This is a genomic window from Roseivirga ehrenbergii (assembly GCF_001593005.1).
Lineage (GTDB): Bacteria > Bacteroidota > Bacteroidia > Cytophagales > Cyclobacteriaceae > Roseivirga > Roseivirga ehrenbergii.
Window position 1 is genome coordinate 88012 of the sequence record NZ_LQZQ01000003.1, and the last position, 18117, is coordinate 106128.

At 38.2% G+C, this 18117-nt stretch carries 14 protein-coding genes; 6 read left to right on the forward strand and 8 right to left on the reverse strand.

The features are described 5' to 3' along the window. Positions 1-12 precede the first annotated feature (12 nt). Positions 13-1152 (forward strand): SGNH/GDSL hydrolase family protein, encoded by a 1140-nt coding sequence (locus MB14_RS04505; RefSeq protein WP_062589186.1) that lies wholly within the window; start codon positions 13-15, stop codon positions 1150-1152. Positions 1153-1181: 29 nt separating this feature from the next. Here MB14_RS04505 and MB14_RS04510 read toward each other — a convergent pair whose 3' ends face one another. From MB14_RS04510 to gmd, 6 genes are all read right to left on the reverse strand, one after another. After that, complete coding sequence (locus MB14_RS04510; protein WP_132644107.1) at positions 1182-1577, reverse strand: HAD family hydrolase; 396 nt, start codon at positions 1575-1577, stop codon at positions 1182-1184. Between the two features lie 34 nt (positions 1578-1611). Beyond that, entirely contained in the window at positions 1612-3717 is a 2106-nt protein-coding gene (locus MB14_RS04515) for a hypothetical protein (protein WP_132644108.1), read from the reverse strand. Continuing rightward, positions 3714-4490, reverse strand: coding sequence for a glycosyltransferase (locus MB14_RS04520; RefSeq protein ID WP_157716539.1), 777 nt, complete (start codon positions 4488-4490; stop codon positions 3714-3716). The genes MB14_RS04515 and MB14_RS04520 overlap by 4 nt, the downstream gene beginning before the upstream one ends. Positions 4491-4520: 30 nt before the next feature. Further along, positions 4521-5240: a sugar phosphate nucleotidyltransferase gene (locus MB14_RS04525; protein ID WP_062589192.1), complete on the reverse strand. Its 720-nt coding sequence runs from the start codon at positions 5238-5240 to the stop codon at positions 4521-4523. Positions 5241-5280: 40 nt separating this feature from the next. Further along, positions 5281-6402 carry an O-fucosyltransferase family protein gene (locus MB14_RS04530; protein WP_062589194.1) on the reverse strand — a complete coding sequence of 374 codons (1122 nt, stop codon included), beginning with the start codon at positions 6400-6402 and terminating at the stop codon, positions 5281-5283. Positions 6403-6558: 156 nt separating this feature from the next. Continuing rightward, positions 6559-7623 carry a GDP-mannose 4,6-dehydratase gene (gene gmd, locus MB14_RS04535; RefSeq protein WP_062590131.1) on the reverse strand — a complete coding sequence of 355 codons (1065 nt, stop codon included), beginning with the start codon at positions 7621-7623 and terminating at the stop codon, positions 6559-6561. Positions 7624-7812: 189 nt separating this feature from the next. Here gmd and MB14_RS04540 point away from each other — a divergent pair, with 189 nt between their 5' ends. Beyond that, positions 7813-8772: an NAD-dependent epimerase/dehydratase family protein gene (locus MB14_RS04540; RefSeq protein WP_062589196.1), complete on the forward strand. Its 960-nt coding sequence runs from the start codon at positions 7813-7815 to the stop codon at positions 8770-8772. A gap of 129 nt (positions 8773-8901) precedes the next feature. Here the strand turns inward: MB14_RS04540 and MB14_RS04545 are convergent, their stop codons facing one another. Then, positions 8902-10317, reverse strand: a complete 1416-nt coding sequence (locus tag MB14_RS04545) for a GMC oxidoreductase (protein ID WP_062589198.1) — start codon at positions 10315-10317, stop codon at positions 8902-8904. Positions 10318-10819: 502 nt separating this feature from the next. Between MB14_RS04545 and MB14_RS04550 the strand changes: the two genes are divergently transcribed. Next, positions 10820-11941, forward strand: a complete 1122-nt coding sequence (locus tag MB14_RS04550; RefSeq protein WP_062589200.1) for an O-fucosyltransferase family protein — start codon at positions 10820-10822, stop codon at positions 11939-11941. Next, on the forward strand, positions 11938-12960 hold the full coding sequence (locus MB14_RS04555) for a glycosyltransferase family 15 protein (RefSeq protein ID WP_062589202.1): 1023 nt from the start codon (positions 11938-11940) through the stop codon (positions 12958-12960). The genes MB14_RS04550 and MB14_RS04555 overlap by 4 nt, the downstream gene beginning before the upstream one ends. 51 nt (positions 12961-13011) lie before the next feature. On the opposite strand, the gene MB14_RS04560 is transcribed toward MB14_RS04555, so the two are convergent. Then, positions 13012-15192: an O-fucosyltransferase family protein gene (locus MB14_RS04560; RefSeq protein WP_062589204.1), complete on the reverse strand. Its 2181-nt coding sequence runs from the start codon at positions 15190-15192 to the stop codon at positions 13012-13014. A 252-nt stretch (positions 15193-15444) separates the two neighbouring features. Here MB14_RS04560 and MB14_RS04565 point away from each other — a divergent pair, with 252 nt between their 5' ends. Both MB14_RS04565 and MB14_RS04570 read left to right on the forward strand, forming a co-directional pair. Beyond that, positions 15445-16614 carry an O-fucosyltransferase family protein gene (locus MB14_RS04565; protein WP_062589222.1) on the forward strand — a complete coding sequence of 390 codons (1170 nt, stop codon included), beginning with the start codon at positions 15445-15447 and terminating at the stop codon, positions 16612-16614. Between the two features lie 85 nt (positions 16615-16699). After that, positions 16700-17929 (forward strand): class I SAM-dependent methyltransferase, encoded by a 1230-nt coding sequence (locus MB14_RS04570; protein WP_221405458.1) that lies wholly within the window; start codon positions 16700-16702, stop codon positions 17927-17929. Positions 17930-18117 lie beyond the last annotated feature (188 nt).

The following is an 18117-nucleotide window of genomic DNA, read 5'->3' on the forward strand; positions in this document are numbered from 1 at the left end:
TTTAAACGAATTATGAAACTGACAAAAAGAGAAAAGAAGGTCTTGGGTTGGCTAGCGTATGGTCTGTTTTTATTGACCATCTGTGAAATTGCTTTGAGGGTTTATTTAGTTCAGTTTGCCGATCCTTCAAGGTTCTTACAATATGCCTCTCGAAGCATGCTCAAAAGTAGATTGTCAGAGCCAATGAATGTACCTCACTTCTATCTGGGGTATCATAACAATCCGGAATATGAGAATGAGACCGATTTTCACAATAGCCATGGCTTTAGAGGAAAAGAAATTTCCCTAAAAAAATCAGAAGATATTTTTAGGATAGTCTGTATTGGAGGTTCTACTACTTATGGTTCTGGAGTTGATGATTACAGACAATCCTATCCCTATTTACTCCAACAAAAGCTAAATTCCCTTGGGGCTCAGGTTGAGGTAATCAATGCAGGCGTACAGGGTTATAACACATTACAGTCTTACCTCAATTATATATTAAAGATTGAAGACTTAGAGGCAGATATGTTGATTGTCTATCATGCCTTCAATGATGTGTTTACGCGTATGGTATGGCCTGCAACAGCCTATAAGGCAGGTCAGTCAGGGCAAATCACCATCAGTCACCCAGGTAATGATGGTATTCTGAGAAAATTGAGTATTTTCAGGGTCCCTCTGGTGTTTTCAGGGGCCATATCTCCTATAGGGAGTTGGAATGAGATTGAAGTCGAGGTAGATACTTATCATGGTACTGAATTCGTACGTCAGTTGATAAACGAAAAATATCCTTCGGGGATTTTTGAGTCAGTACCGATTGACTCAATTCTACAAACAAACAGGCCTTTTTTCTTTAAGAGAAATCTTAATAAATTAATCAGGGAGGCCAAGGGAAATGGAACTCAGGTTGTGTTAGCTTCTGTTATCTATTCAGATCAAGAACCTGAATTTATGCATGTTTTGAAATCTAGCGCATATCAAAAAGCTATTTCAGAACATAATGCCATTACTCGCGATCTCGCCATTGAGCATGATTTAATATTATTAGATTTTGAAAAAGATATACCAGCTCAAAACGAGTGGTTTACAGACGGTATGCACTTCAATTTTTTAGGCAACCAAAAAAGAGCCGAGAAAATTAGTGAGTTACTATTACCGTTGATTGACAAGTAAAACTCACTAGGCTTAGAGTATAGGTGGAGTCATGAACCGAGTTTTTGATTAAGGTCTTTTGTTTTTTCGTTAGATACCGGAAGTGTTTCACCACTACCATCAATATCATTCCAATTTTCAAATCTAAAAGCGTTGTCATCTATATATACTTCTGCCCAGGGCTTGCCAAAGAAAATCTCATCATAAACCACTTCATGCCTGTCTAACCAATCCAGCGTTTGTAAACCAATCCTGGCATTAACTTTACCCACGTTGCCATCACAGGTCTTCATGTGACGGGCTGTGAAAATAATGATATAATGCCCGTTTTCTTTTAGACTTTTTAGTTTCTCTATGGCACCGTCAACAGGTGCTACATCGGCATAAGTTTGTCCCTCTTTTTTGAACTGAGCAATTACTCCGTCTAGGTCGATACAGATTCTCATATTAAATTGTTTTGGGTATTCGTTTTAATTGGTGTTAACGGTCATTCGATGCTTTCAACTTAGTAAGTCTGATGCCTTGTATAATTAAATTCTGACCTTCTTCTACATAGGTTTTAATATTCAATTTAGCCATGTCCAACGAGGTATCTAATGTGAAATTATCAGAGATTTTACCTAGCTCACCTTGTGTTCCTAAGATTTCTCCCTTTTTCAGATTTACTTCATGTTCATTTCCTGCCATGACTGAGATCTCCCATGTACCAACTGCAGTATTCTCTAGTAGCGAACTTTTATATTGGATTTCAAAAACATATACTCCGTGACGCAAGTACTGGAAGGGGCCTGAGGTAACTAACTTTTTTGAGTCATTCAAATTTGCTTTTAGAGTGTTTTGAGTGCTTGGAGGAAGTAACTTGTCTAAACCCCAGTAGCTTGAGGTAAAACCTTTAGACTTAATCCCATTCAAACTGTAATAGGTGAATTCGTCTTCAAACTCATGGAGTCGTTTATAAATACCATAGTCCTCTTCAAAAATTTGCTCATATTCTTGTGGTGATAGAAAGTCTCCGGCATATTTTGGGTCGTTAGGGTCAATAGGTACTTCGTGGGTTAATAGGTAAAGAATATCTTTAAATCTGCTGGCCGATAATATTTTACCTGATATTACATTCTTAAGTCTATCATAATAAGCGGCTAATGCAGGATTTACTATTTGATTTGTTCCTGTTATCAGTGATTCAGGATACCCTCTTGGGATAGGTCTATAGTTATGACCAGGGGCATAGTATGGCTGAGTCGATTTTATTCTAGCCATCAATGGGTCAGCTAGTCCATTCTTATCGACTAGATGAACATTTGATCCGATTTCCAATACGGTTCCAGCTTCGGAAACCATACTCACTATAAGCGTAGACATCTCTGGCCTCTCTAATTTCTCTTTATGCTTACCATTTAGTATTCTAAGCTCCGAACTTGCGACCTGAATATCAGCAAACATATTTAAGTCGCTGTTATATTTTAAAACGGGTTGTGTGCCCTTTTGGCGCATGAGTTTGATTTTATTGATAGGCAGGTAAGTTGAATGAAAAGCAACGGTTAAAGCAATGATCGAGGCAATGGCTATAGGAATTAAAACCTTAATTTCACTCATTTTGACTTTTTGATGCAGGAGAGGTGCAAAAAAATCGATAACCAGCAAAAGACCGAAGAACAAAGGTACTCCCCAAAGTCGAGGGTTGAACTGATCAAATCCAACCCAAAAAATATAGAATAGGGTTAGAGAGTATGAGGTAAGCCCTAGTAAAGCTTTGTATTTGTCATTTTTAAGAAGCTTACTCTGAAAGATGAGGAAGAGTAAAAATGGAGCAAGAATTAAGATTACCTCTAGAGGACTATGAGCAATAATAGGGAGCGTATACTTAGCAAATGTGGTGATACGCTCACTCATTGTAATACTAATACTGGTGATTTTAGCATAGTAGGCATTTGGAAAAATGCTGCCGTAGTAAATAAAAGAAAATAGCAGGTGCAGATAAAATGGCCAGCCGAACTTGATGAAGTTGATAACATTTTCCCTCAACGAGAATTTACAGATAAACCAAAACGCCAATGGTACGATATACAAAGCTGCATCAAGTCTATTGACAAGAAGTAAGGCAGAAATAAAAATAAACAGCTTCACATTCTCTTTTGAAAATGCATAGATGAGTACAGTCATCAGCGCATAAGCCAATGGGTTATCCAGTCCGCTCCCCCAAAAACTAAACAGTCCGTTTGATAAGAACAATACCAGCAAGAAGAAAAAGCTATGGCGATAGTATTTAAATCTAAACCATAGAATCACACAGATTAATGGAATAGAAGAGCTAAGCAATATAATATGGGAATAGTCAGAGGTAAATACTCTGAAAAAAAATAGATAATATACCCAAAGTGGACTTGAGTGGACTTGGAACCGGTCTCCCTGAGTGTAAACAGGACCAAATCCTTGATAGAGATTTTCTACTACCTGAAAGATTATCCTTGAATCATCGACCCAAAAGAAACCTTGGGTATACATTAATACGATCAGAAGTGCCAGAGTGTAATACAAAAAATCAAGTAACCTCTTATATCCATTGCCAAGAATAGTTTTAGTCATGTTTGTGACTGTTTGATTATTGTTTTGATCCTCTTTGTGCTTTTAAGATAGCTTTTAAACAAATAGAATTTAGATACTATACCATGATTCCAACTTGATTCACCAAGTTTCCGAGGTTGTTCAAAAATAGGAAAAAACTGCTTCTTACCGCTAGCAATATAAAGCATAAGGTCAAATGAGAAATTATTAGGGAAATCATTAATTGGTAAAGTAAGAGAAGCAGCATCGATGAGCTTAGGTTGTCCGTTGAAATCATTTAGTTTTGTGCCTAATTTTACTGACAGTGTACACCTGAGTATGGCAGTAAAGAGGGCAGCAATTAGTGGTCTTCCCTTTCTTAAGGGGAATATGGAACAACCTTCACTTAATTTAAATGAGTCATCAGAAATTGCCGAAAAAAATTGGAAGGCATCAAACTGCTGATCAGCATGATTTGTAATTATCAGATCGGATTTACTAAGTTCGAACCCTTTCTTAAAGCCATTTCCATACCCGATATTCTCTTTGATGTTGATTATCTTGATTTTAACATACTTTTGCTCCAGCCATTTGAGCTCTTCAAAAGTCCTGTCTTTTGAGCCATTATTAATATAGATGTAGTTTTTAATATTGAATATGTTTTCCAGTCTTACTACATTTTCATGGGCGTTGATGATGTTTCCTGATTCATTATAGAAGGGAATGATTACATCGACTGTCTTAGATGAAATGACAGATCTTGTATCATGGGTATGATGCTTTGGAATAAGCGTTTTGGGATTAGAGTTATTCAAAATCAATGTTTTTGGATTTTAAACCTTGAGTCAAAATGAGTTTTTGTGCTGTTCGTACTCTTGTGGGGTACCCAGTATTATTGTACCTGCCATTTTAGTATTAACAATGATCTCTTTTTTGTCTATGAGCATTAATTCATATAAGTGACTTATGTAATATTCCCCATCTATTTTGATCTTTCTAAAATAATGCTCGTATTCATTTAGGTCTTTGAAGACATACAATCCTGTCGTGGCTTTGCTCGAAATGACCTCCTTTTCCTTGATGTGCGTTACGATATTATTATCATCGGTTTTGACGTAACTATAATTGTCAGTATTTGCAGTAAATACATCTATGTATCCACGATATGTATCCAGTAGTTTATCTATTTGATGCATATCTCTGTCATACAAAACGGTGTCGATATTATGAATTACGATTTTCTTGCTTCTGCATTGCTTTTTCTTCAATTTATTTATCCCTATGAGTGCAGTTTCTGCTTGCCCCTTGGTGTCTTCAATAAATAGAAGCTCAAATTCGTATATGCCACTTGCTTTGATAGCTAATTTGATTTCGGTTATGTGTTGGTAGTCGTTTTTATTGGCAACAATAATAATGTTTTCAAAGCTGTAATCAGAAACCAGCTGTTCCATAATTTCCTGAAAAATGGTCTTGCCATTTCCAAGGGGGAGTAAAAACTTAGGCAGTGAATAACCCGCATTTCTAAAGCGAATGTATTTGCCTGCCATTGGAATTATTAAATTCATCGAATTGAATAAATGTTTAGAACCTGTAAACTAAATATTTTTAGTGCCTCAGTAATCTTCTGGCCCAGGAATATCTCACCGATAAATTTCTTCCAACCCACGAGGCCATCACCTTACGAATGGTACGATCCCTTAGTTTATAGATTATTAAGATCGATTTCCTTTTATTTCCAATATTTAATTGGGAAAAGGCACTTTCCAATTGCCCATATTGTTTCCTGATAAAGTCGCTTTCAATAGCGAAATCTGTGATATGGTCATGGCGACAGAACCACAATGCCAATTCACCTACAGCGGCTGCTCCTTTAATTATATGATTACATTGAGAAAGGAGCAGTATATCGATCAATACATCTTCTCCTTTCCTATAGCCACTAAACTCATTGAATTTAAGCGGAGCAATATGGTTATTTGATCTTACTGAGTCCCATGACAATACCCTCTCTCCATGGTGTTCTTTGAAAATTTCAAGATATTGTTGCTGGTCAGTCGCTACAAAAATTTGATAATCACTGGTATCCATTTTTATCAACAACTGATCAATCCTTTGTAGGTAAGATTTGATTGAGGTTGGTTTGGCATAATGAAAATCCGTCCCTCTTATATGGATGCCAATGATAAAGCCGGTATTAAAATATTCGTTTACAAAGACTTCTACTTTGTTTTGAATACTAGCTTTCGGTTTTACATATTCCTCTATATAGCTTCTTCCCAGAGTCCTCTTATCTTTCATCCAACCTTCCGGGTTCTTTGGCCTCTGCCATGCCCAAAAGGTAGCTAATCGGTCGGGGTCATTTTGATGCTCTTCAGCCGCTTTTTCTGAGTCAATATAGAGTACTTGACTCTCATCAATTTCACCTGTTTTCAGCCATTGAAATATTTCAGACGGCTTAAATGGGGAAACATTTTCAAAGAAATAGGTCCATACAGATTCCCCTTTTGATGAATCATAGAAATATAGGGTGTTGTCACGATTAAAGTCAATGATTGGGATTGCATTCATGGCCTTTGCTTTTCGGATACCATTAAGAGCATAAATGATCAGTGCACAAAATCCAGCACCATGAAAATCGTGATTATGGATGATCAATACCTTTTCATAAGATTTTCCTTTCCATATGAGTGGTCTTTTCTTCTTTGAAGTGTTTTCCAGTTTATTCATTTTCTAATACTTACTCTTGATACAATAGAGTATTTAGATATTAAACTCAGGTTAATTTATGGAGGAGTGATTGTTGGCTTAATGGAGGTTATAATATAGGTGTCATCTAAGGACTCTTAAAGTGTTTAAGAAGGGTTTGTTACAATATTTTTAGGGTCATATTTTCCCAATGGGCTGTATTAATCTCTCCTCCAATTGTTGCTTATCGTTCAGAACCATCTCTCGTATCATTTCTTCAAAACTAATTTTGGGCTTCCAGCCCAACTCCCTTTTTGCTTTTGACGCATCTCCGATTAGTGAGTCTACTTCCGAGGGTCTTAGGTATTTTTTATCTATTCTCACTACTATCCTACCTGAGTTTTTCAAAACTCCCACTTCCTTCAGACCGCTTCCATGCCATTCGATGGACTCGTCTAATACACTAAATGCCATTTCTATCAGTGTTCTGACACTGTACTGTTTCCCTGTGGCCAGTACATAATCATCAGGTGTTTTCTGTTGAAGCATTAACCACATACCTCTTGCATAATCAACTGCATGCCCCCAATCTCTTTCAGCATTCAAGTTTCCGACATAAATACAATCTCTAATGCCTAAATGAATTTCAGCTACTCCTCTGGTGACTTTTCTGGAAACAAATGTTTTTCCTCGTCTCGGGCTCTCATGATTAAAAAGTATCCCGCTACAAGTATACATTTTGTATGCTTCTCTATAGTTTATTGTAATCCAATGTGCGTAAAGCTTGGCTACACCATAGGGGCTTCTGGGGTGAAAAGGCGTTTGTTCATTTTGAGGCACTTGCTGCACTTTACCGAAGATTTCAGAAGTAGAAGCCTGGTAAAATCTGGCCTTATCGGTCATCTTTAAAATCCGGATAGCCTCTAACATTCTAAGGGTTCCCAAAGCATCACTATTGGCGGTATATTCTGGTGTTTCAAAACTAACATTTACGTGGCTCTGAGCTCCTAGATTGTATATTTCATCAGGCTCTACTTCTTGAACGATTCTAATAATATTTGTAGCATCTGTTAAATCGCCATAATGCATCGTAAATTTTGGGTCAGGAAACTGTGGTTCATGATAAAGGTGATCTACCCTTTCTGTGTTAAATGATGAAGACCTGCGTTTGATACCATGGACAATGTACCCTTTCTGTAAAAGTAATTCCGCCAGATAGGACCCATCCTGTCCAGTAATCCCTGAGATAAGTGCTGTTTTCATAAAGTTTTGTAAGCTGATTCTTCCTTTTGGAATTAACACTATATATGCTAATCAGACCAGATTGCTAATATAGGACTCTTGCTGATATGTACTTTGGTGCGAGAATAAATAAGTGACTAATTTAGTGTACCATTATCTCGATGTGCAAAAAGTCTGTATAATTGTTTAGATATTTAACAAGTCTGATAAATGGGGAAAATATTGGTGTGTGGAGCTGCAGGCTTCGTTGGCAATCATTTGGTGAAATTCTTGAAGTCAAAAGGAAATCAAGTGACGGCAAGCGACATTAGAAAGCCTTTTTTTTCTGAAAGTCAGGCAGACGATTTTAAAATAGGCGATTTAAGAGACATTACTTTTGTTAAAGAATTGATAAATGAACCCTTTGATGAGGTGTATCAAATGGCGGCAGATATGGGAGGAGCTGGCTATATGTTCACAGGAGAAAAAGATGCCGATATTGTATATAATGCTTCGCTAATAAACCTCAATGTGCTCAAGAGATCTGTAGATGAAGGAGTGAAGAAAATTTTCTATCCGTCATCGGCTTGTATTTATCCTGAAACTAATAGTCTGAACCCTGATTCAGGTAATTTTAAAGAAAGTGACGCTTATCCGGCTAACCCCGGAAGTGAGTATGGTTGGGAAAAACTATTCAGTGAACGACTATATGGTTCATTCATGCGTAATTATGGGATTACCGCTAAGATTGCGCGATTTCACACCATTTTCGGCCCTGAAACGGCATATGACGGAGGGAAAGAAAAGGCACCTGCAGCCCTTGCTAGAAAAGTGCTACAAGCAGAGAATTATTCTGAAGTAGAAGTTTGGGGAGATGGGAAGCAGACCCGCTCCTTTCTCTACATTGATGAATGCTTAGAGGGTATACAAAGGTTAATGGAGAGTGGTGATTTTCATGGCCCAGTAAACATTGGCTCTGAAGAAGAAATATCCATCAATGAATTAGTACAAACGTACATTGAATTCTCAGGAAAAAGCTTGAAATTAAAGCATATCGAAGGGCCTCAAGGGACAAGAAGTAGGAATTCAGACAACACATTAATACTAAACGAACTTGGTTGGAAACCTTCTGGAACTACCAGAGATGGTTTAAGGAAACTCTTTGATTGGATTAATACGCAACTTCAATAGAGTATTGCCTTTTCATATGTTGCATTTCAAATGTCTTTCACGCAGTACATAGCAAATGTTCATTGCCTAATTTCTGGTAGAATAATTCTGACTAAATATGTAATATTCTTTCAGAACCTAAGGTTTTGGCTAATCAAGTAGCTCATTCATATGGCCCCCCAGTCTTAAAGCAAGTTGGATAATGGTATAGGTAGGATTGGACACACCAGCACTCGCAAAAACACTACTGCCTGCAATGAAGAAGTTATCTAACCCGAAAACCTTACAGTCTTGATCTACCACTCCTGTCCTCTCATCTTTGCTCATTCTTGTCGTGCACATATGATGATTCATAAAGCCTATGGGAATTTCCACGCTTCTATCTAAAATGAAAGGAGCTACCTTCATACGGCCGATGTCATGTCTGGCCAGCGTATTTGCTACCTCAATTGCCGCAGTACGGATCGTATGATGATCCAATGCTGTCTGCCGCCAGTTCAGTGCTAGACGCTTCAGACCGAACTCATCTTTTTTATCAGTCAGGGTGACACGGCTTTCAGGATTACATGCCTGCTGAATGATAAGAGATATCTCTGACTGTAGCTCTGGCTCGGAGGCTCCGAATATAGAATCATACAGACGCTGAAGAAAGGAAGAATTTTCATCGGAGCCAGTGGCACTAAACTCTACTAAAAAGCTAAGACATTTTTTCGAACGCATTAAAACATCTGTGCAGATATTGAAACCGGTCGATTCATGAGATTCTTTCATCACGGCACTTCCTATCGTTGTTTCAATATGTTCACAAAAGTGCCGTCCTACCATATCATGACGATTTCCTATCCCATTAGACATTTGTTTGTTGGCCAACAAAAGCGCACGGGGATTCTCCAGTCCACCACAGGATAGCACAAAATATCGAGCCTTTATTGCGAAAGCCTGGGATTCAGGGTCATAACGAAAAACAAACTCAGAAACTTCATCATGGTCATTATTAAGTGAAATATCAACCAGATTAGCATTCAGATGAAGATGAATGTTTGGAGACTCGGAAATTTCTTCGCCATACTTAATCCCAAAGCGTGTCACAGGCTTTGAATAACGGTAGGCTGGAGTCATTAATGGGAGGTTAGAAGCCTTATTGTCAAAAACATCATCTTTTAAATCAGGTTGATCAAGGTCCAATATTTTGCTAACCTCAGCAGTATAAACATCAAGGTCTTGCTTAGCTATTGGCCATTCGTTATATGGATGATAAGCTAATGGTTGAAAATCCCGCTCATCAAGAGGTCTAGTTTCGCCTCCCCAATGATTTGAAGTTCCTCCAAAGTAACGCAGTCGTGAGGCTGCAACAGGATACGGAGTGCCCAGTGAATCTCCTCTGTAAAGTTGTTGAGAATCAGAACTCAGACTTCTGTCTCCTCCCTCCATTAGAGCAACTTGCCTTCCCTTCTCAGCCAGCTTGCGTGCGAGTGTGATACCAGCCGGACCTGCTCCACAAATACAGACATCATAGACTTTATTGCTGAGCTGATTCGCAATATTATCTCTTGTATTTATTATCATCTCAGGTTGTATTTGATCAAGTTAAATCTCATGTATTATGACAGCAATTTATGCCCCAAGTTCTTTATATTGAGCATTTTCAAATCACCTTCAAGTAAAAACCAATTATCTACGACCACTATAGCACGGCTTGACTCAGATGATGTATTTTTATTCTTGCGAGTGATGAACGTGGCAAATATTAGTGTCAAACTGAGAAATTTTCTACGACTTATGTTCGGCATACTGGCAAATTAGAAATTTTCTTCGAATGACGAATTCCTGCTGCTGAAACTCTCAACAAACCAATTGTTAGGCATTATTAAATTTCAGTGTTTATTCACTAATACAGTATAATGTGTTTTGCTTTTATTTGATTACTTTAACTCAAGAATAGTTTTTGAAATTAAATACAAGACTACAACTTTGCCCGATTGAAACTTCTCTAAGAACAAATGGAGAAGTCAGGTGACTTTGTTTTCAAAATATGTCCGAACCCGAATTCATTTCATCCTATTAAATTATGCAGCGTTTTTTTATAATCTGTGAGCGTGACGCAGGTTTATTTTCTTTAATCCAGCAGGTAATTGCTAACTTGCCCCGAGCGCTCAACACTAAATCCATCCCAATCGTCTTTTTTGGCAAAAACTGCTGTTATTGGGTGCCCTCAGGCTATAAGGGGAGCGAAAATGTTTGGGAGTATTACTTCGAGCCTTTGTTACCGGAATATGCAAGTGACCTGCTTCCGGATGAAGTAAAACTTTTTGCGGAGAGTGCATTTGGTGACGGCTCGGACATTGGGGGTTCCTACAACCCCGACTATTACCTGAGCAACAATTTTGGTGATCATTCTTTACTACGGCATGACTGTCTCATTATTCCTTTTGAATGGAAAGACCCCGATGATTGGCTGAGATGTACTTCAGCTCGACTGATGGATACCTTTATACGGCCCAGAAAGTACTTAACAGACAGGGCGAATAGTTTCGCGGATTTACATTTTGGAGCTAACCAGGTGATAGGTGTTCATATAAGAGGTACAGACGCACTCAGCGAGGCCGAACCACGTCTTTTTCGTAAGAATTCACTGGTGATTGAGCGCTACCTCAATCGACTTCAAACAGAAAAAAAACGTCTCCCTAAAGCCAAGATATTTGTTGCTACTGATTCAAGGTCTTCATTAGAGGCCATTAGGGAAGTATATGGTGCAGATGTGTTGAGCAGTGCTACTATTTTGCATTCAGATGGTGTCGCAGCAGGGAAAGGGCCAACAGGTGCTCTGATGCCCGCCTATATTGCTTCAGATGCAGCTCTTGCTGCAGAAAATGGTGCTGAGGCAGTAGTGGACTATCTGCTTCTGAAAAAGTGCCAAAAGCTTATTCACAATGGTGCGAGTCTTGCCCGAACAGTATTGCTCAGCGACCCGAATATGCCCCATATTAATACTCATAGAAAAAATCTAAGTGCTCGATTTAAATCTATTTCCTTAACACCAAGGTCAGTATTAATAAGGCTTCAGAAATGGGATGAGCGAGTTAAACGCAACAGGAAAATTAACTTTGAAACCTGGACTGATTTTATTAGTCGTGCCAAACACCCTAATCCAATACCGAATACCAAATACATATTAAATAAAAATCAATGAACCCTACTTTCGTATACCTGGCACAAAACACCAGTAAAGATATCCAATGGGGGCGTGATTCACGCAGCATGCTTGAAGTTAGCCTTGATAAACTCTATCAAAATTATAATGACAAATTTCATCAGTCTATCATCATTTTTCATGAGGGTGATTTCAATGAGTCTGACCAGAGAAATGTAATAAAGGGACGTCCCGAGATTTCATTTCAAGAAGTTGAATTTAAAATTCCGGAATTTCTAGATAAATCTCTGGTGCCTGATATGTGGGTTTCATCAGCTGGTAGTGCTTATGGCGAGTGGGGTTTAGGGCATAGGCATATGTGCAGATTCTATACTCTCCAGTTATTTGACATTGTAAATGATTTGGGCTTTGATTGGGTTTGCAGGTTTGATGATGATTCCATACTCCATTCCCCTATTGATTATGATATTTTTGAATATATGGAACATAATAATTATGAATACGGATATCGTGTGGATTCCCAAGAGCCTTATCGGTTGACTGAAGGATTTAGCGATGCCCTTCACAATTATATCCGTGAGAATAAAGTTGTTCCTACTTTTTTTGAAGACCATTTATGGAACCCTGGCTTGAGTGATAAACTCCGAAACTTGATGTATCAGCTATTGTCAATTCGATTTCCATTGATGAAGAATGATCTGAAAATTAAAGGAGTATATGACAACTGGGGCTATTTCAATAATTTTTTTATTTCAAAACTGTCTTTCTGGAAAAGTGAGCCCGTTCAACATTTTTTACATCACTTCGACCAAATGGGCGCCAGCCACATATACCGGTGGAATGATTTGGTAATGCAATCTGCTGCCGTCCAGATTTTCATGGAGAAAGAGAGGGTTCATAAGTTTGAAGACTGGACTTATGAGCATGCGACTATTCGCAAAGGCATTCTTGAATACGGTGGTATCTGGTTAGGTACTGAAGATAAAGAAGCAAAGGATGTTAAAGCCTTTATAAAACGCCATGGGAAAGCAGTTTTTGATTTGGAAAAAACATTTTAGAGCCATTCAAAATGTAGAACAGTCACGAATCAAGGCCTTATCTACTGCCTACTATTGGACTTTAAAAAAGCCCTCAAAATCCTCTATGCTATGTGGATAGAAAATATCAATCACGGGTATGTCTGGATTGAAGTAGACTGCCACCTCACCTACATTAGACATACATTTAATAAGAAAGTCGCTCTTAGACAAAAGAAGTGAATCAATAAGTACCTCAACACCTTTGTTATATCCTCCGCCAGAGCGGTCAAAGACTGCCTTTTCGGTACTTGAGCGAGTGGCTCTTGTGTGTGTCACCCGATCACCATATCGTTCAGCTATAGTAGTGATAAACTGACTTTGATCTGAAGCTGCAAAAAGTTTCCCTTCAGGGTGTTGATCAAAGAACTTATCTATAAATGGGAAGTACTCTTCTGGCGGAACGATACGTGTGAATAACTCTGGTCCTTCAAAAGGTTTGCCATCAAATCGAGTGGACTTATCAGTGCCTCTCAAATGAATACCTAACACGGTGTGACCTTGTAAATGTTTCAGATAAAAATCATCCACCTTACTCAGGATCTCCGGGCGAATCCTTATGTACTGCTGGGTAAGCCTTGCGCCAATTTTTCGTTGATCTTTCCACCATTCTTTAGTCGAATTGTCATAAGTAACAGGAGGTTCGTCACCTTTGCCTAAAAAGAGGTGTCTTTGCTCTTGCCTACTCAAAAAAGTAATGGTTTTGGGGTCAACTCTATCTAACTCGGAGGACGACATGCCTGTCACAGGGTAGAAAAAGTTCTCCCAGACATTTACCTGGCTGCCTTTATCTTGATAATAATTGTAAGAGTGATCAAGGTTGACGACAGGGATTAAATGATTTATTTCTGCAAAGCGTATTTGCTGAAGTACGTATAAAAACTGCGCAAAGAAAGCTGCTTGAGGATCTCCATCCGTTCGGATTTCTAAATACTTTTTACCCTTTGCATTTCTGGAAGAATAATATCCTGCACCTTTACGCTTGATAGCATGTGCTGCCATTTGTTTCACTTGCTGTAATGGTATCTCTTCTTTATGGCGAACTAAAGAGATATATTTTTTCAGGAAGTACAGAGAACGCCAGAACCCCATGTGTGAAAACTGTGTCGACTCTAACCAATCTGAAAATTTGCGTAATCGCGGATAATCAGTCAGTATAAACCAAAAAAGAGCAGAGCTACTCTTTGAGGGGTTTCTGAATATCCTAACGGCATCTCTCATAAAAGTATAGGGTTCTATTATGAAGAGTGTTTTCATCTTACGAGAAAAGTTTGGGCGCCCATAGAGTTCGTTCAGGTCTAAACTACTTAAAGCAGGGTTAAAATATAGAGCATATTCACCAACGGCTGAGGTGCATTTCAGAAGTCGGCTACAGCGAGAAAGAATTAGGCAATCAAGTAGAACCTCCTTACCCTTTTGATAATTATTTCCTTCTTCTTTTTGAAAGACATTTACTTGTGAGTCCGAGAGAATCGTTGACTGAGTGAGGACACGACCTGGGTATTTTGCTCGGACCTGTTTTACAAACTGAGCCTGATCTGTAGCTAGAAATATTTTTGCTTCTGGTTGCTCCTGAATGAACTCATCGATATGAGGAAAGTATTTAGCAGGAGGAATAATCTTAGACAAATGTTGTGCTTCAGTTGCACAACCCTTATCCGTACCTCTTATATGTACTCCCAGTACCTTGTTGTTCGCAAAGTGATTTTCAATAAAAGTATTTGTTTCCGTCAACAGCTCTTTTTTGACGTGCACATATTTCTCTATCAGTGCATGGGCCTTTTTTCTTTGACGCGCATACCAGTGATCAGCATCTTCTTCCAAATCTGTGTAATAACCGTAAGGATAATTGTAAATGCTGTTAGGGTTACCACCATGTACATATGACATCACATCATCTTCTAGGTAAATGAGGTTCTCCTCGGTAATTGGATGGTCGGGATTCGCAATAAAAGCCTGAATGTCACTGTAAGTATAGCCTGCAACTGGTTCAAAGTAATAGTCCCACATGTTGTTGCCTACAATTGGGTCATGATATGCATTGGGGCCATCTATTGACCATGGTCCAAAGTATACAACAGGGACTAGATCGTACTCTTCACAGTACAGAATTTGATTAAGTACAAAAGTAAGATATGCGAAAAAACCAGCGTTTGAATGATTTATCCGGATTACTAATATTTTGCTCTCACCATTTAGCTCTTGCAATTGCATATAAATTTAGTGTCGTAATTGGATAAAAGTACAGTAAAGAATTGTTTGCAAGTTCTGCATAACGCTTAAAATTACCGAAGCGGATTAAAATCAATTACTGGTATAGATTGCTGCAATGTTATATTGCTTATTTTCATATGTTATATGATATGTTTTATTTAGCTTATTCAAACTCAATTTTTACTATCGGGAATAATAGCAATGGTTTACCATTTTTATAAAAAATGAAAAAAGCCCTCTAATACAAAAATTATGAATACACATTCTGGTATACCAGAAGAGTTTAAGGGTGTTTACATTCTTAAAATGAACCTTAATGGTGCAGGTTTTGGGGCTGTCGTACTCCAGACCCTAAATCAAATTCGGTATTGTGAACGAAACAGTCTTCTACCGGTTGTAAATTATGATCAGAGTTGTGAAGGCCATTTTTTCGATAAAAGTTATGGTGAAAATACATGGACGCAGTATTTCGAAGCATTAGTGCCTCCATATGACTTTCCAACTATCATGCGCTATTGTAATGGTCAAGAGTACTCAATATCCGTTGCAGAACTTCAAAGCTTGGAAGACAAGGAGGTGATACAAATGTGTGAGCATCATGAGGATAGCATATACACATTTACTTTTGCCGATTGGAGACTTAATCCTCCTGAAGATTTAAATGCTTGGTATAATAAACAGCGCGAGAAGGGGCGAGAGACGTTTTCCAAATACATCCGAGTCAAGCCTTCAATATTATCTCGAATAAATGAATTCTGGGATGTGCACTTGGCTGGTCATCAGGTTTTGGGTGTGCATGTTCGTGGTACGGATTTAATGTATGCCCCTCCTGTAAGTCCGGCCGAGTATTTTGAACATATTGATCAATGGATAAAATCACGTAAACATCCAAAATTATTTGTCGCTACAGACCAGACGCAGTACTTGTCAACTTTTCAATCTCGATATGGTGATCTCGTTGTTGCTTATGATAGTAGTCGATCTGTTGATGAAGTTGTTCCTTTTAACCTTGAAGGTATAACGCCTTATAAGAAGGGAGAGGACGTTTTGTTTGATATGTGCCTTCTATCGAAGACGGACTTTTTAATTAAGGGCACATCTGCAGTGAGTGAACTCGCCTTGTATATGAACCCCAAACTAGAATGCCTAGATTTGAGTATTAGTAAAAGATTCGCTTTTGGACAAGATTATGGCAAGGGTTGGAATGGGGGGTTATTAAAAGATACTAAGCCTGCTTGGTTACTACTTAAGAATACCGATTTATCGAGTATAGAAGGTAGTGCTAGGACCCAAACACCTTGGCAAGAGTTTTTGTATAAGTTCAGGCCTCTTTATAGCCCACCAATTATATTTTTTAAACGTGTAAAAAATGCAGTCCTTAGACGACTTGGTTTGAAAAAAACAGTCAGCATTAATAACTAACTCTTCAACACTAGAACTCTTCATGAGATATTTAAGTCAATCTTGAAAGGATGTATTTTTCTAAATCTTATAAAAAAGACAACAGGTGAGCTACCACAGTATTAAAAAATGCCGGGTTTGCGGAAATAAGAATTTGGTTGATGTTGTCAACCTGGGTAGTCTGGCTTTGGCGGGTGTATTTCCCGAATCAAAAAGCGTATTTGTACCTCAAGCACCTCTTGTCCTAACTAAATGCCATGGTGATGAGTCTTGCTGTCACCTTTTACAGTTGGTACACACCTATGATTTAGATCAAATGTATGGTGAGAACTATGGCTACCGGTCCGGTTTGAATGAGCACATGATTAAACATCTAAAGGGCAAAGTCCAATATATTCTAGATATGCTTGACCTTTCAGAGGATGACTTAGTACTTGATATAGGAAGTAATGATGGTAGCACATTAGGTTTTTATCCTAAGCATATTAAGACACTTGTGGGTATTGACCCAACTGCGAAAAAATTCGCCTCCTTTTATTCGGACAACGTTAAGTTGCTAATGGACTTCTTCTCAAAAGCGATGTACGAAAAAAGTTTTGGTGGTAGAAAAGCGAAAGTAATCACTTCGTTTTCTATGTTCTATGATTTACCTGATCCTGTTCATTTTGCACAAGAGGTATCCGAAATACTGGACAAACAAGGTATTTGGGTACTGGAGCAAAGCTATATGCCTACTATGCTCGATAAGGCTTCTTATGATACCATTTGCCATGAACATCTTGAATATTATGGGTTAAGGCAGATTAAATGGATTATGGATAAAGCCAACCTGAATATAGTTGATGTTAGCTTTAATGAAATCAATGGAGGGAGTTTTTCTGTTACGGTTGCCCATAAAGAATATTCAGGGAAGAAGTTTACTTCAAAGGTTTCGGATGTACTGAAAAGTGAGTCAGTTTATTCTGAATTGAAACCATTTCGAACATTTGCAGAGCAAATAGAGACTGTGAAATACGAACTCTTGGAGAAGCTCAAACAATTGAAAAATGAAGGCAAAAAGGTTGCTGCTATCGGAGCATCTACTAAAGGGAATGTCATACTACAGTATTGTGGATTAGATACTTCTTTGCTGGAGGTTGTCGGAGAGGTTAATGACGATAAATTCGGCAAGTTTACGCCTGGAACTTATATACCTATTCAATCTGAAGATACAGTGCTTGCGTCTTCTCCTGATTTCTTATTGGTACTTCCTTGGCATCTGCATTCATTTTTTGATAGTTCAGAAAAATTCAAAGAATACAACCTGATTTACCCAATCAACACTTTTGACTCTTGACATGAGATTTGGATTCAAAAAATAACCTGTTTTTTTAGATGGTGTGCCAATCTGTTTCTTCATTCAAACTGCCCCTCTACTTAGATTTCTATCTCAGATAGAATTAAGTGAAGATGGATTTAGATTTGTTCTGAAATGTATTGAAGATGTTCCAAAAGGCTTTGTGTCAACGAAATTCATGTGTTACT

Coding starts and splice junctions, on each gene's coding strand:
- MB14_RS04505 (WP_062589186.1), top strand. CDS start 13: ATGAAACTGACAAAAAGAGAAAAGAAGGTCTTGGGTTGGCTAGCGTAT.
- MB14_RS04510 (WP_132644107.1), bottom strand. CDS start 1,577: ATGAGAATCTGTATCGACCTAGACGGAGTAATTGCTCAGTTCAAAAAA.
- MB14_RS04515 (WP_132644108.1), bottom strand. CDS start 3,717: ATGACTAAAACTATTCTTGGCAATGGATATAAGAGGTTACTTGATTTT.
- MB14_RS04525 (WP_062589192.1), bottom strand. CDS start 5,240: ATGAATTTAATAATTCCAATGGCAGGCAAATACATTCGCTTTAGAAAT.
- MB14_RS04530 (WP_062589194.1), bottom strand. CDS start 6,402: ATGAATAAACTGGAAAACACTTCAAAGAAGAAAAGACCACTCATATGG.
- gmd (WP_062590131.1), bottom strand. CDS start 7,623: ATGAAAACAGCACTTATCTCAGGGATTACTGGACAGGATGGGTCCTAT.
- MB14_RS04540 (WP_062589196.1), top strand. CDS start 7,813: ATGGGGAAAATATTGGTGTGTGGAGCTGCAGGCTTCGTTGGCAATCAT.
- MB14_RS04545 (WP_062589198.1), bottom strand. CDS start 10,317: ATGATAATAAATACAAGAGATAATATTGCGAATCAGCTCAGCAATAAA.
- MB14_RS04550 (WP_062589200.1), top strand. CDS start 10,820: ATGCAGCGTTTTTTTATAATCTGTGAGCGTGACGCAGGTTTATTTTCT.
- MB14_RS04555 (WP_062589202.1), top strand. CDS start 11,938: ATGAACCCTACTTTCGTATACCTGGCACAAAACACCAGTAAAGATATC.
- MB14_RS04560 (WP_062589204.1), bottom strand. CDS start 15,192: ATGCAATTGCAAGAGCTAAATGGTGAGAGCAAAATATTAGTAATCCGG.
- MB14_RS04565 (WP_062589222.1), top strand. CDS start 15,445: ATGAATACACATTCTGGTATACCAGAAGAGTTTAAGGGTGTTTACATT.